Origin of the sequence: Streptomyces griseomycini (assembly GCF_014203535.1) — a bacterium.
Lineage (GTDB): Bacteria > Actinomycetota > Actinomycetes > Streptomycetales > Streptomycetaceae > Streptomyces > Streptomyces griseomycini.
In genome coordinates this window covers 593,045-606,611 of sequence record NZ_JACHJI010000003.1, presented here as the reverse complement: position 1 = coordinate 606,611, position 13,567 = coordinate 593,045, and the positions used below count along the sequence as shown (strand labels likewise).

The window sequence follows — 13,567 nt, the reverse complement described above, 5'->3', positions numbered from 1 at the left end:
GCCGGTTCCGGTTCAGTAACCGCCGTTGTACGGCTGCTGCTGGTTGTAGCCCTGGTTCTGCCCCTGGCCCGGGCCCTGCTGCGGGTACTGGCCGTAGCCGTACGGCTGCTGGGGCGCCTGCTGGGGCCGGGGGTGCTGCTGCGGGTAGCCCTGGTCGCCGTAGGGCTGGTGGACGGCCTGCTGGGGCGGCTGCGGGTCGGGGGTGATGCGGCGCAGCTGGGTCGTGGCGTCGTCCATGACGGGGGCCTGGGGGTGCTGTGCGTACCGCGGCTGCTGCGGGGCGACCGGTGCCTCGGCGGCGGCGCGCTTCTTCTTGCCGCGTTCGCGCAGGTACTCGACGATGATCGGGACCACGGAGAGGAAGACGATCAGGATGAGGATCGCCTCGACGTTGGTCTTGATGAACTCGATCTGGCCGAGCCAGTACCCGGCGACGGTGACGCCGGTTCCCCAGGCGATGCCGCCGACGACGTTGTACACGAGGAACGTGCGGTACTTCATGCGGCCGGCGCCGGCCACGATGGGGGCGAAGGTGCGCACGATCGGGACGAAGCGGGCCAGGACGATCGCCTTGGGGCCGTACTTCTCCATGAACTCGTGGGCCTTCTCCAGGTTCTCCTGTTTGAAGAGCTTGGAGTTCGGCCGGTTGAACAGCCTGGGCCCGAAGAACTTGCCGATCGTGTAGCCGACCTGGTCGCCGGTGACGGCGGCGATCACGATCAGCGTGCACACCAGCCACAGCGGCTGGCTGATGTAGTTGCCCTCGGCCACGAAGAGCCCCGCCGTGAACAGCAGGGAGTCACCGGGCAGGAACGCGAAGAGTCCGGATTCCGCGAAGACGATCAGCAGGATGCCGGGGAGGCTGAAGGTCTCGATCAGGTAGTCCGGGCTCAGCCACTCGGGGCCGAGCGCAAGCGTGGTCACGGGGATGTGGCTCCTGCTGCTGGGGGGTAGGGGCTGGGCCTGGCTGCCCAAATTATGAACGCGGCCACTCGGGCCCAGGTTCCGTGGGGTACCCAGCATGCCCTGTCCCCCGCCCCGGACAAAGCCGTGGGCCGCCGGCCGTGGCGGATCACGGGCGGCGGCCCTGGCCCGGAGGGGGCGTCGGCACCGCCCCGGGAGGGGCGGCGGCCCCTGCCCGGGAGCGGCCGGGCCGGGACGTCACGCGGTGTGCCGGACGGCGTTCGCGAGGATCGCGTCGCGCATGTAGGCGGCGAGGCCCGGCTTGGCGGCGTCGATGTTCCGCGTGAAGCGCTCGTCCGAGACGTACATCTCGCCCAGGCAGGTGTGCATCTCGTACCCGCAGTCGTAGTGGTTGCGGGCGATGCCCTGCCGGTGGTCCTCGGCGGCGTCCATGGCCGCCTCGGAGTCGGCGGGCTCACCGGCCTCCATGAGGGCGACGAAGCGCCGGGTGAGCTCGTCGGCCTCGTCCTGGATGCGCTGCCAGTCCTCCTTGGTGTACGAGGCGGCCCGCTGCTGCGACTGGCGGTAGGCGTCGGTGTCGCCCCAGCGTTCCTGGACCTCCTCCTGGTACTGGTCGGGGTCGAAGTCCCCGAAGACCTCGAACTTCTCCTCGGGGGTGAGGTTGATGCCCATGTTGCGTGCCTCCATGGCGTGTTCGACGGCCGCCACCATCTTCTGCAGCTTCTCGATCCGGCCGGTCAGCAGTTCGTGCTGGCGGCGCAGGTGCGCGCGCGGGTCCGCGTCCGGGTCGTCGAGCAGGGCGGCGACCTCGTCGAGCGGGAAGCCGAGCTCCCGGTAGAACAGGATCTGCTGCAGCCGGTCGAGGTCGGCGTCGCCGTAACGCCGGTGGCCCGCGCGGCTGCGCTCGCTCGGGACGAGCAGGCCGATGTCGTCGTAGTGGTGCAGGGTGCGCACCGTGACCCCGGCGAAGCCGGCCACCTGTCCCACGGAGTAGCTCACTTCCGCTCCCTTCTCGGTACGCACTCCACCCTGGGTCCTCACGCCACGTGAGGTGCAAGCCGGTTCCGCTCGAATGTTGCGCCGGGTTTGCCCCTTTGGTCCGTTTAACGTGTGCGCGTGGCCCAGGACAGCGCACACCAGTCACCCTCCACCGCCCCGGCGGCCGAGGCACGCGCCCTGCTGCCGACCGTCGTCCCGGCGCTGCTCGTGGGCGTGGTGGCGAGCCTGGTCCTGCTGGGGGTGAGCACCGCGGCCGAGGAGCTGCAGGACGTGCTGTGGCGGGACCTGCCGGACGCCCTGGGGGTCGGCCGGTACTCCGTGCTGTGGATGTCCGTGATGCTCGTCGCCACCGGGATCGCGGTCGGGCTGGTGGTGTGGAAGGTTCCGGGGCACGCCGGCCCCGACCCGGCGACCACCGGTCTCGACGCCCCCGTGCTGCCGCCCGCGGTGCTGCCGGGGCTGCTGCTGGCGACCGCGTTCGTGCTGGCCGGCGGGCCGAGCCTCGGGCCGGAGAACCCGATCATCACCGTGAACGTCTCCCTGGCGGTCTGGCTGGGCGCGAAGGCGGTCCCCCGGGCCCCGGAACGCGGCTGGGTGGCGCTGGCGGAGGCGGCGACGATCGGCGCGCTGTTCGGTACGCCGGTGGCCGCGGCGCTGGTCATCTCCGAGGCGCTGGCCGGGCAGCGGATCGAGGGACGGCTGTGGGACAGCCTCTTCGCGCCGCTGGCCGCCGCGGGGGCCGGCGCGCTCACCACCGCGCTGGTGTCGCGGCCGAACTTCGACCTGCACCTCCCGTCGTTCGGCCGGCCCGGCTGGGGCGACCTGCTGGCGGCGCTCGTGATCGCCCCGGTGGGCGCGCTGCTCGGCATGTGCGCCGTGTACGCCTTCCCGTACGTCCACGGGGCGTTCCGGCGGCTGCGGCACCCGATGCTGCTGCTCCCGGCCGGCGGGGTGGTGCTGGGCGCCCTGGCGGCCCTGGGCGGACACCTGACGCTGTTCAAGGGGCTCGACGAGATCGCGGAGCTGGCGCACGATCCCGAGGGGTGGTCGGCCGGCGAGTTCGCCACGATGACGGTGGTGAAGCTGGCGGCGCTGCTCGTCGCCGCCTCCTGCGGCTTCCGGGGCGGGCGGATCTTCCCGGCGGTGTTCGTCGGCACGGCGCTCGGGCTGTGCGCGCACGCGCTCGTGTCCGGGGTGCACCCGGCGGTGGGCGTGTCGGCGGGGGTGCTGGGGATCCTGCTGGCCATCACCCGGCAGGGCTGGGTGAGCCTGTTCGTCGCCGCCGTCCTGGTCGCCTCGCCGGGGATCCTCACGCTCCTGTGCCTCGCCTCCCTGCCGGCCTGGCTGCTGGTCACCGGACGCCCGCAGATGCAGCTGCGGGCGGACGGGACGGCGGTCCGGTGACCGCCGTCCCGCTCCCGCCCTCGTTCCCCCACCCGATCCCGAGACCCGGAGGCGTCCGTGCCGCTCCACGAAGGCCCGCAGCACGACGGGCAGCACCTGTCCGTCAACCCCTTCCTCGGACCGGCCAACCCGGTCGGGGACATGACCGAGGCACCGCCCAGGCACCGGCTGCCCGCCACGCCCGTGGCGCCCTCGACGGCGTATCAGCTGGTGCACGACGAGCTGATGCTGGACGGCAACGCGCGGCTGAACCTGGCCACCTTCGTCACCACCTGGATGGAGCCGGAGGCCGGTGCGCTGATGGCGGAGTGCCGGGACAAGAACATGATCGACAAGGACGAGTACCCGCGCACCGCCGAGCTGGAGCGGCGCTGTGTGGCGATGCTCGCGGACCTGTGGCACGCGCCCGACCCGTCGGCGGCCGTGGGCTGCTCGACGACCGGGTCGAGCGAGGCGTGCATGCTCGCGGGGATGGCGCTGAAGCGGCGCTGGGCGCTCGGGAACGCCGACCGGTACCCGTCGCGGGACACCCGGCCGAACCTCGTCATGGGCGTCAACGTGCAGGTCTGCTGGGAGAAGTTCTGCACCTACTGGGAGGTGGAGGCCCGTCAGGTCCCCATGGAGGGCGAGCGGTTCCACCTCGACCCGCGGGCCGCCGCCGAGCTGTGCGACGAGAACACCATCGGGGTCGTCACCGTCCTGGGCTCCACCTTCGACGGGTCGTACGAGCCGGTCGCGGAGGTGTGCGCGGCGCTGGACGAGCTCCAGGAGCGCACCGGTCTCGACGTCCCGGTGCACGTCGACGGGGCGTCCGGCGCGATGGTCGCGCCCTTCCTCGACGAGGACCTGGTGTGGGACTTCCGCCTCCCGCGCGTGGCGTCGATCAACACCTCGGGGCACAAGTACGGGCTGGTCTACCCGGGCGTCGGCTGGGCGCTGTGGCGGGACGCGGACGCGCTGCCGGAGGAACTGGTCTTCCGGGTGAACTACCTGGGCGGTGACATGCCGACCTTCGCGCTGAACTTCTCCCGGCCGGGCGCGCAGGTCGTGGCGCAGTACTACACGTTCCTGCGGCTGGGCCGCGAGGGCTACCGGGCCGTGCAGCAGGCCGCGCGGGACGTGGCCGGGGGCCTCGCCGCGCGGATCGAGGCGCTCGGCGGCTTCCGGCTGCTGACCCGGGGCGACCGGCTGCCGGTGTTCGCGTTCACGACCGCCGACGACGTGACGGCGTACGACGTGTTCGACGTCTCCCGACGGATGCGGGAGCACGGCTGGCTGGTGCCCGCGTACGCCTTCCCGGCGAACCGCCAGGACCTGTCGGTGCTGCGGGTGGTGTGCCGCAACGGCTTCTCCGAGGACCTCGCCGACCTGTTCGCCGAGGACCTGGCCCGGCTGCTGCCGGAGCTGCGCCGGCAGCCGCACCCCCTCACCCGCGACCGGGACGCGGCCACCGGCTTCCACCACTAGGGTCTTTCGTTCGGGTCAGGCCGGGCTCGCGGGCCCCGGCACCGTGCCTCGCCGCGTTGTCGTCGGTCGGCAGGGCTCCGCCCTGCCGCCCTCCTCCGCCTCGCGATGCACGGCACCGGACCCCGCTCCCTGATCCGGCCCGATCCAAACGAAGGACCCTAGGGCCCGCTAGCGGCTCAGCCGCGCGAACCTCCGTACCGCCAGCGGGAAGAAGACCGCGAGCAGGGCCAGGGGCCACACGACGGCCGCCCAGACGTGGCCCGGTTCCCCGCCGGGGCCGCCGAACAGGTCGCGCACGGCCGTGGCCGTGTGGGACATGGGGTTCCACTGGACGACCGTGCCCAGCCAGTCGGGCATGGACTCGGGCGCGGCGAAGGCGTTGGACAGGAAGCCGACCGGCCAGACCAGGATCTGCACGGCCGACACCATCTCGGGCTTCCCGGCCACCAGCGCCAGGTGGATGCCGATCCACAGCATGGCGAAGCGGAACAGCAGGAGCAGCCCCACGGCGCCCAGGAAGCCGGCCGGGCCGCCGTGGGCGCGCCAGCCGAGCGCGGCGGCGACGGCGAGCAGCACCGCCAGGCCGAGCACCGACTGGATCATGTCGGCGGCCGAACGGCCCACGAGGACCGCGCCGTCGGCCATGGGCATCGAGCGGAAGCGGTCGACGACGCCCTTGCCCAGGTCCTGGGTGACGGCGACCATCGTGCCCTCCAGTCCGAAGGCCATGGTGAGCGCGAGCATGCCGGGGACCAGGAAGTCGAGGTACTCCCCGCTCACCCCCCGGCCGCCGCCGACCAGGTAGCCGAACATCAGCAGCAGCATCACCGGGAAGACCAGGTTCACCACCACCGTGACCGGCTGCCGCCCCCAGCGGGCGAGTTCACGGCGGGTCATGGTCCAGGAGTCGGTCAGCGCGTAGGTGGTCACGCGGCCTCCTTCACTCGGTCGTCGTCCCCGGTCAGGTGCAGGAACACCTCGTCGAGCGTGGGCCTGCGCAGGGCGATGTCCTCGGCCTCGACGCCCGCGTCCTCCAGCGCGCGGACGACCCCGGCCAGGGCCGCCATGCGGTCGGTGACCGGGGCGCTCAGCAACCGCCGGTCGGTGTCCACCGTGACCGCGTCCTTCGGTACGGGGAGCAGGGCGACGGCCGTGCCCAGCTGCCCGGCGTCGCGCAGGACGACGTCGATGCGGTCGCCGCCGACCGCCGCCTTCAGCTCGTCCGCCGTGCCGTCGGCGATGACCCGGCCGGCGTCCACCACCGAGATGCGGTCGGCGAGCTGGTCGGCCTCCTCCAGGTACTGGGTGGTGAGCAGGACCGTCGTACCGCCGCCGACCAGGGAGCGGACCGACTCCCACACCTCCGCGCGGCCGCGCGGGTCGAGGCCGGTGGTCGGCTCGTCCAGGAAGAGCACCTCCGGTTCCGTGATCAGTGAGGCGGCGAGGTCCAGGCGGCGCCGCATGCCGCCGCTGTACTGCTTCACCGCCTTGCGCCCGGTGCCGGTGAGCTCGAAGCGCTCCAGGAGTTCGTCGGCACGCGCGCGTGCGCGCCGCGCGCCCAGGTGGTGCAGGCGGCCGAACAGCTCCAGGTTCTGCCGGCCGCCGAGTTCCTCGTCGAGCGCCGCGTGCTGGCCGAGCAGGCCGATGCGCAGGCGCACGGCGTACGCCTCGCGCACCACGTCGTGCCCCGCCACCTCGATCCGGCCCGCGTCGGGCCGCAGCAGGGTGGCCAGGATCCGGACCAGGGTGGTCTTGCCCGCGCCGTTCGGGCCGAGCACCCCGTGCACCGTGCCGCGCGCGACCGTCAGGTCGAGCCCGTCCAGTGCGGGCCTGCCGCTCCTCCGGCTGCTTCCGCCGTACGTCTTGCGTGCTTCCTCGACGATGATCGCCGCGTCGGCCAAGGGGACTCCTTCTCTAGTCAAAGTTGACTACTCGCTCGAGGGTATGCCCTCGCCGCGCATTGGTCAAACTTGATTAGTGGGCGTCCCCGGGATGCCGCTCCCCCGTCGCGTACGGGTTCTCCTCGCCCTCGGCCAGGACGCCGACGAACGGCTCCCCCTCCCCGGCGAAGGTGTAGGCGCCGCCCCGGATGCGCTCGATGAGACCGCGGGTCCACTCGGCGCCGGTGTCGGCCGAGTGGACCCAGAAGTCCATGATCTCCCCGATGTGGCCCAGCCGGCCGGGGCCGTCCTCGGGCGTGTAGTACTCGGTGACGGCCTTGCGCCACTCCCCGATGGAACGCATCCGCTGTTCCAGGAGGGCGAGGGCCTCCTCCCGGTCGAGGTCGACCATGAGGCCGAGCCCGGCCGAGAGCACGTCCGGCTTCTGGTCGTAGGAGGTCAGCGCCTCCCGGAGCAGCCGGAAGTACTCCTCGGTGCCCTGCTCGGTGATCTCGTACTCGGTCCGCGGCGGGCCCCCGGCCGTGGAGGGGGCGATCTCGTGCGCGTGCAGCAGTCCCTGCTTGGCCATCTGCTTCAGGGCGTGGTAGATCGAGCCGGGCTTGGCGTTGGACCACTCGTGCGCGCCCCAGTACTCCAGGTCGTTGCGCACCTGGTAGCCGTGGGCCCGCCCGTGCTGGCGCACCGCGCCGAGCACGAGGAGACGCATCACTGACATGCGGTCCAGGGTAGGCCGCGGGTGGTCACCCCCAGGAGCTGCCCTGCTCCTTCGCGACCAGTTCGAAGGCGGTGGCGCCGTCCAGGGACTCCCGGATGATGTCGGCGTGGCCCGCGTGCCGGGCGGTCTCGCGGATCAGGTGCAGGCACAGCCAGCGCATCGAGAGCCACTCGTCCTTCGGGTTCCAGGACGTCTTCGCCAGCAGGAAGGTGTCGTCGAGGCTGGGCACCGCGCGGATGAACGACTCCGTCTCGGCGGCCACCTCCTCGTAGTACGCGAGGGCGGACTCCACGGTCTCGTCGCCGACCAGACGGAAGCACTCGTGCCAGTTCGACTCGTCCCGGTGGACGGCCGGCTCCTCGCCCTTGGCACGGGCGATCCAGCCCTGCTCGACCTCGGCGACGTGCTTGAGCAGCCCGGCCAGGGACAGCTCGCTGGCGCTGGGGCGGGAGGACGCCTGCTCGTCCGTGAGGCCGAGCAGTGCCCGCCGGATGCCGCCGCGCTGCTCGGCGATGAAGGCGAGCAGCGCGCCGCGCTCGTCGCCGTGCGCTTCCGCGGGAACGTGAGTGACCATGACCGTCGCCTTTCGCCGGGTCGCCCCTTCGGGGCCCTCTTCCTGACACCGACGACGCTACGGGCCATCGAGGTCAGGTCCTGTCCTCGATGGCCCGGCGGAGGGACGGAAATCCGGAGCGGGGGTCTAGAACGGGAAGCCGCTCCGGCCGTGCTGGACCGAGATCCACTTCACCGTGGTGAAGGCGTCCAGCATGGTGTCGCCGTTCAGCCGGCCGATGCCCGAGTGCTTCTCGCCGCCGAAGGGGACGATCGGCTCGTCGTGCACGGTGCCGTCGTTCACGTGGAACATGCCGGTGTCGATCTGCTTGGCGAAGTTCACGCCCCGCTCCACGTCACCGGTGTGGACGGCGCCGCTCAGGCCGTACGGGGTGTCGTTGACGATGCGCACGGCCTCCTCCTCGCCGTCGAACGGGACGAGGAAGACGACCGGGCCGAAGACCTCCTGCTTCAGCAGGGCCGAGTCGGCGGACAGGCCGGTCAGCACGGACGGTTCGACCAGGTTGTCGGTGCGGTCGCCGCGCACCAGGGCGGTCGCGCCCTCGGCGAGCGCCTGCTCGACGACGCCGGCCAGGGCGTCCGCCTGCTGGGAGTTGATCACCGGGCCGATGACGGTGGCGGGGTCGCGCGGGTCGCCTGCCTTGAGGGACTTCACCTTGGCGACGAACTTCTCGGTGAACGCGTCGGCCACCGAACGGTCGACCAGCACGCGGTTGGCGGCCATGCAGACCTGGCCCTGGTGGACGTAACGGCTGAACACGGCCGCGTCGACGGCGTAGTCGAGGTCGGCGTCGTCGAGGACCACCAGGGCGCTGTTGCCGCCCAGTTCGAGGACGGACCGCTTGAAGAGGGAGGCGCACACGGTGGCGACGTGGCGGCCGACCTTGTCGGAGCCGGTGAAGGAGATGACCTTCGGGACCGGGTGCTCCAGGAAGGCGTCGCCGATCTCCGCGATGTCGGTGATGACGACGTTCAGCAGGCCGCCGGGCAGGCCCGCGTCCTCGAAGATCTTCGCGACCAGCGAGCCGCCGACGACCGGTGTGTTCTGGTGCGGCTTGAGCACCACGCCGTTGCCGAGCGCGAGGGCCGGGGCGACCGACTTCAGCGAGAGCAGGAAGGGGAAGTTGAAGGGGCTGATCACGCCGACGACCCCGACGGGGACGCGGTAGACGCGGTTCTCCTTGCCGTCCACCGGCGAGGGGATGATCCGGCCCTCGGGGCGCAGCGCCAGGTGGACCGCCTCGCGCAGGAACTCCTTGGCGAGGTGGAGCTCGAAGGCGGCCTTCAGGCGCGTGCCGCCGAGCTCGGCGACGATCGCCTCGGATATCTCCTCCTCGCGCTCCTCGACCAGCCTCAGCGCCTTCTCGAACACCGCGCGGCGGGCGTACGGGTTGGTCGCCGCCCACTCCTTCTGGGCGCGGGCGGCCGCCCGGTACGCCTGATCGATCTCGTCGACCGTGGCGATGGTGATCGACGCGAGCTTCTCGTCGTCGTACGGGTTGAAGTCGATGATGTCCCAGGAGCCGGTTCCCGGGCGCCACTCACCGTCGATGTACTGCTGAGCGAGGTCGGTGAAGTACGACGACATGTGATCCCTCAATCCCTTGCTGCACCAGCAGAGCACTGATCGACTTCGTTGCCTGATCGAACGTCATCGTACTTGTGTTTCAAGGGAGTTGAGAGTGACCTCAGGAGAGTTGGAGAAGTCCCCGGAGGAGGTCCCGGCTCTCCGACGGACCCGGGCTGTCGTGCTGGAGCTCCTTGAGCGCGCTCTCGTACTGGGCGACGTCCTCGGCCTTGTCGAGGTACAGCGCGCTGGTGAGCTGCTCCAGGTAGACGACGTCCGACAGGTCGGACTCGGGGAAGCTGAGGAGGGTGAACGCGCCGGACTCGCCGGAGTGGCCGCCGAAGCTGAACGGCATGACCTGCAACCGGACGTTGGGCCGCTCGGAGATCTCGATCAGGTGCTGGAGCTGGCCGCGCATCACCTCGCGGTCGCCGTACGGCCGGCGCAGGGCGGCCTCGTCGAGGACGACGTGGAACTCGGGGGCGTTCTCCGAGACCAGGTACTTCTGCCGCTCCAGGCGCAGCGCCACCCGCCGTTCGACGTCGTCCTCGCTCGCGCCCTTCATGCCGCGCCGCACGACCGCGCGGGCGTACTCCTCGGTCTGCAGCAGGCCGTGCACGAACTGCACCTCGTACGCCCGGATCAGCGAGGCCGCGCCCTCCAGGCCCACGTAGGTGGGGAACCAGCTGGGCAGCACGTCCGAGTAACTGTGCCACCAGCCCGCGACGTTGGCCTCCTTGGCGAGGGAGAGCAGCGAGGCGCGCTCCTGCTCGTCCGTGATGCCGTACAGCGTCAGCAGGTCCTCGACATCCCTGGTCTTGAAGCTCACCCGGCCCAGCTCCATCCGGCTGATCTTCGATTCCGAGGCGCGGATCGAGTAGCCCGCCGCCTCACGCGTGATCCCCCGCGCCTCACGCAGTCGCCTGAGTTGTGATCCGAGCAGCATGCGCCGCACCACCGATCCCGGCTCTCCCGCGCTCACGTTCGCCAGCCTCCCCAACGTCTTCAGGGCCCGCAGTCTGCCACTAAAACACTTCGAGCAGTACTCGCCCGGTTACGGAAACGGAATCCGGCCGAGGAACCCGGTCGGAAAGGGACACGGAAGGGGCGCGGAAGGGATGCGGAAGGGCGAGCGAGGAGCAGGGAGGAGGCAAGAGGGCAGCCGGAAGGGGACACGAAGATGACGGAAAAATTGACCAACAACCGGTACGGGAAGGTCGATTTCGGTCAGCTGCACGTGCATCTGCCCTTGCATCTGCCGTACGCATCCGAAACCATGGCCTTCGCACCACCGCCGCATCGCTACGACCGCGAATCCCGGGAGTGCCTCGCATGGGGACGAATGGATCGACCATGCTCGAGCCGTTACGGCAGGGCCCTCCGCCGCTGAACCTCGCGGCCGCGTCCGACGCCGCCTCCTGCGCCCTCCCCGCCCGCTACGAAGCGGTGCGCGAAGCACGGCAGTTCACCCGCAAGACCCTCGGCCCGTGGGACCTGGGCGACCGTTTCGACGACGTGTGCCTGGTGGTGTCCGAACTGGTCACCAACGCCCTGCGGCACGCCCTGCCGGCCGACACCCCGCGACTGCGGGAACAGGACCCGCCGGTACGGCTGCACCTGATGCGGTGGACCGAGCGACTGGTGTGCGCGGTGCGCGACCCCAGCGACGACAGCCCCGTCACCCGCGACCCGGACGACTTCGCCGCCGAGTCGGGCCGCGGACTGTTCCTGGTCGACTCCTTCAGCGACGGCTGGGGCTGGTACCCCATGGCGGGCGCGCTCAGCGGCAAGGTGGTCTGGGCGATGTTCCGGCTCCGGCACCCCGCCGGACACGTCCGCACCGACGTCTGAGGGGACGCGGCGCCTCCCGGCGCCGCGTCCCCCCGCGCGTCACCGCGCCCCCGCACGCGTGACCGCCCCCGTCCGTCGCGCTCCCGGCCACCGCGGAGAGCACCCCGGATCGGGGGCGGACGTCCGCTCCGGGGCCCGTCAGCCGGCGACGAGGTGGTCGAACTCGCCGTCCTTCACACCCAGCAGCATGGCCTCGATCTCCGCGCGGGTGTAGACCAGCGCGGGACCGTCGGGGAAGCGGGAGTTGCGCACGGCCACCTCTCCGCCGGGCAGCCGGGCGAACTCCACGCAGGACCCCTGCGAGTTGCTGTGCCGGCTCTTCTGCCAGGCCACGCCGTCCAGCCTGGTGGCCGCCATGCCGTTGTACACGCCGGACGCGTCGGCACCGTCGTACCCGTCACCGTCGTACACGTCGTGGTCCACAGGTCGCTCCCCGCTGGTGCACTGGCTGGTGTGGCCATTGATGCAGTGGTCAACTGACCCGGATCATAGCTTTGTTCATGTGCTGATGCATGAGCAGATGCACGTGCACGCGGGGTGGTGCCGCGGTTACAGCCCCGTCGGTCGTGCGGCGACCGGTTCGAGGGACGCTTTACCTGCCCCCGCTCCTCCTAGAGACGCATACGGGGGCCGTCGTGTTCCCTCGTCTTTCCCCGCGTGTCCTCCTCATGCCGACAAGCGCGGGTTTTCTCCGCCTTCTCCGCCTTCTCCGGCTTCTCCGGCTTCTCCGCCTCAGCGGGTCGAGCGGGGCAGCAGCGCCATCTCGCGTGCGTTCTTGACCGCCCGGGCCAACTGCCGCTGCCGCCGGGCGGTCACGCGGGTGACGCGACGGCTGCGGATCCTTCCCGGTCGGAGGCGAACTTCCGCAGCAGATCGGTGTCCTTGTAGTCGATGTGGGTGATCCCGGCCCGGTCCAGGGGGTTGGGGCGCGACGTGGCGGGCCCGCGCCCGGGTGTGCGGGGCACGGCGGTCAGACCTCCAGGAAGGTGTCGAAGGAGTGCGGCAGCCGCTGCCAGGCGTCGCGCCCGGCGGCGTACTCGGCGTCGGTCAGCAGGCAGGACTCCAGGAGCTGCCGGAGTCCGTCGCGGTCGAGTCCGGGGGACGTGAAGACCAGGTGCTGGCAGCGGTCGCCGTGCTCGGGATGCCAGTCCAGCGCGGCGGCGGCCCGGCGAACGGGCGGCACCAGCTCCCAGGCCGCGTCCGGCAGCGATCCCAGCCACGGCCCCGCGCCCTCGACGCACAGGGCGCCGCCCGCCGCGTCCCAGTGGAACAGCGTGTCCGGTTTGTCGGCGAGCCAGAACCGTCCCCGGCTGCGGACCGCCGCACAGGCCAGGTCCTCCAGCGCGGCGTACAGCCGCTCGGGGTGGAAGGGGCGGCGCCTGCGCCAGACGAGGGTGGAGACACCGTGCGCGTCGGCCTCGGCGGGCAGCAGCGCGCACGCGGGGTGCTGGGCCGCGGCGGCGGCCTCCGCGTCGAACCCGGCGAGCGCCGCGCCCGCGAGGGGGGACCCGCCGCCGGCCGGGCCGGTGACCGCGATCCGGCGGGCGGTGGGATGCAGCTGGGCGAGCAGCTCGCGGTCCTGGTCGTCGGCCTCCGGGGAGTCGGCGACGGCCAGGACGGGCGCGTACTCCAGCTGGCGCGCGAAGGTGTCGGCGACCGTGCGCCGATCGGTCGGCGCGGTGGCGAGCCCGCCGTCGGCGAGGTCGTCGCCGTTGGCCAGGTACGGCAGCACCAGCGCCGGGTCGACGGCGGTGATCACCCCGGTGACGGTGAGGCCGCCCCCGGCGATCACCTCCGCCACGGCCTTCGGCTCGACGGAGTCCCACAGTTCGACGATCGCGAGCGGGGTGTCCCCGGCGTCCGCGAGCCGCTCGAGTTCCGGGACGAGGTCCTCGCGCAGGGCGCAGCAGGCGCAGCCGTCGACGAGCGGGGCCTCACCGGCGGACCGGAGGCCGGAGGCGTCCCGGACGGTCCGCACGACCGTGCCCGCGGCGGCCGTCTCCAGGTCGTGGTGGAGCACGACGCCGCCGGGCACGTCGGCGAGCAGCCGCGCGATGGCGGCCCTGCGGGCGTCGGCGTGCAGTCCGCCGACGATCACCACCGACAGCGTCACGACGCCTCCCGCTCGTCGTACCGGCGCCCGAGGCGCTCCCTGCGGCCCGCGGC

General features: G+C 71.8%; 13 protein-coding genes and 1 pseudogene. 3 read left to right on the top strand and 11 right to left on the bottom strand.

Annotated elements, in window-relative coordinates:
• Positions 1–12 precede the first annotated feature (12 nt).
• Together FHS37_RS11615 and FHS37_RS11610 are read right to left on the bottom strand one after the other, a co-directional pair.
• Complete coding sequence (locus tag FHS37_RS11615; RefSeq protein ID WP_184819812.1) at positions 13–924, bottom strand: DedA family protein; 912 nt, start codon at positions 922–924, stop codon at positions 13–15.
• A gap of 237 nt (positions 925–1,161) precedes the next feature.
• Complete coding sequence (locus FHS37_RS11610; protein WP_184819810.1) at positions 1,162–1,923, bottom strand: MerR family transcriptional regulator; 762 nt, start codon at positions 1,921–1,923, stop codon at positions 1,162–1,164.
• Between the two features lie 117 nt (positions 1,924–2,040).
• Here FHS37_RS11610 and FHS37_RS11605 point away from each other — a divergent pair, with 117 nt between their 5' ends.
• Both FHS37_RS11605 and gad read left to right on the top strand, forming a co-directional pair.
• Complete coding sequence (locus FHS37_RS11605) at positions 2,041–3,327, top strand: ion channel protein (protein WP_184819808.1); 1,287 nt, start codon at positions 2,041–2,043, stop codon at positions 3,325–3,327.
• Positions 3,328–3,384: 57 nt separating this feature from the next.
• Positions 3,385–4,794 (top strand): glutamate decarboxylase, encoded by a 1,410-nt coding sequence (gad, locus tag FHS37_RS11600; protein WP_184819806.1) that lies wholly within the window; start codon positions 3,385–3,387, stop codon positions 4,792–4,794.
• Between the two features lie 168 nt (positions 4,795–4,962).
• Here the strand turns inward: gad and FHS37_RS11595 are convergent, their stop codons facing one another.
• The 6 genes from FHS37_RS11595 to FHS37_RS11570 form a co-directional block, all read right to left on the bottom strand.
• On the bottom strand, positions 4,963–5,724 hold the full coding sequence (locus FHS37_RS11595; protein ID WP_184819804.1) for an ABC transporter permease: 762 nt from the start codon (positions 5,722–5,724) through the stop codon (positions 4,963–4,965).
• The gene (locus FHS37_RS11590) at positions 5,721–6,695 is read right to left on the bottom strand and encodes an ATP-binding cassette domain-containing protein (protein ID WP_184819802.1); all 975 of its coding nucleotides are present in this window, start codon (positions 6,693–6,695) and stop codon (positions 5,721–5,723) included. The genes FHS37_RS11595 and FHS37_RS11590 overlap by 4 nt, the downstream gene beginning before the upstream one ends.
• Positions 6,696–6,768: 73 nt before the next feature.
• Positions 6,769–7,410, bottom strand: a complete 642-nt coding sequence (locus FHS37_RS11585; RefSeq protein WP_184819794.1) for a PadR family transcriptional regulator — start codon at positions 7,408–7,410, stop codon at positions 6,769–6,771.
• A 25-nt stretch (positions 7,411–7,435) separates the two neighbouring features.
• On the bottom strand, positions 7,436–7,984 hold the full coding sequence (locus FHS37_RS11580; RefSeq protein ID WP_184819792.1) for a DinB family protein: 549 nt from the start codon (positions 7,982–7,984) through the stop codon (positions 7,436–7,438).
• A gap of 126 nt (positions 7,985–8,110) precedes the next feature.
• Positions 8,111–9,571 (bottom strand): aldehyde dehydrogenase family protein, encoded by a 1,461-nt coding sequence (locus FHS37_RS11575; RefSeq protein ID WP_184819790.1) that lies wholly within the window; start codon positions 9,569–9,571, stop codon positions 8,111–8,113.
• A gap of 100 nt (positions 9,572–9,671) precedes the next feature.
• Positions 9,672–10,508: a Sco1979 family transcriptional regulator gene (locus tag FHS37_RS11570; protein ID WP_494518275.1), complete on the bottom strand. Its 837-nt coding sequence runs from the start codon at positions 10,506–10,508 to the stop codon at positions 9,672–9,674.
• 395 nt (positions 10,509–10,903) lie between these two features.
• Here FHS37_RS11570 and FHS37_RS11565 point away from each other — a divergent pair, with 395 nt between their 5' ends.
• Positions 10,904–11,401, top strand: coding sequence for an ATP-binding protein (locus tag FHS37_RS11565; RefSeq protein WP_229890127.1), 498 nt, complete (start codon positions 10,904–10,906; stop codon positions 11,399–11,401).
• Between the two features lie 138 nt (positions 11,402–11,539).
• On the opposite strand, the gene FHS37_RS11560 is transcribed toward FHS37_RS11565, so the two are convergent.
• From FHS37_RS11560 to FHS37_RS11550, 3 genes and pseudogenes are all read right to left on the bottom strand, one after another.
• Positions 11,540–11,824, bottom strand: coding sequence for a DUF397 domain-containing protein (locus tag FHS37_RS11560; protein WP_184819786.1), 285 nt, complete (start codon positions 11,822–11,824; stop codon positions 11,540–11,542).
• A 309-nt stretch (positions 11,825–12,133) separates the two neighbouring features.
• A pseudogene (gene rpsR / locus FHS37_RS11555) lies at positions 12,134–12,366 on the bottom strand (30S ribosomal protein S18).
• 5 nt (positions 12,367–12,371) lie between these two features.
• Positions 12,372–13,514: a CobW family GTP-binding protein gene (locus FHS37_RS11550; RefSeq protein ID WP_184819784.1), complete on the bottom strand. Its 1,143-nt coding sequence runs from the start codon at positions 13,512–13,514 to the stop codon at positions 12,372–12,374.
• Between the last annotated feature and the right edge of the window lie 53 nt (positions 13,515–13,567).

Coding starts and splice junctions, on each gene's coding strand:
- FHS37_RS11585 (WP_184819794.1), bottom strand. CDS start 7,410: ATGTCAGTGATGCGTCTCCTCGTGCTCGGCGCGGTGCGCCAGCACGGG.
- FHS37_RS11580 (WP_184819792.1), bottom strand. CDS start 7,984: ATGGTCACTCACGTTCCCGCGGAAGCGCACGGCGACGAGCGCGGCGCG.
- FHS37_RS11575 (WP_184819790.1), bottom strand. CDS start 9,571: ATGTCGTCGTACTTCACCGACCTCGCTCAGCAGTACATCGACGGTGAG.
- FHS37_RS11565 (WP_229890127.1), top strand. CDS start 10,904: ATGCTCGAGCCGTTACGGCAGGGCCCTCCGCCGCTGAACCTCGCGGCC.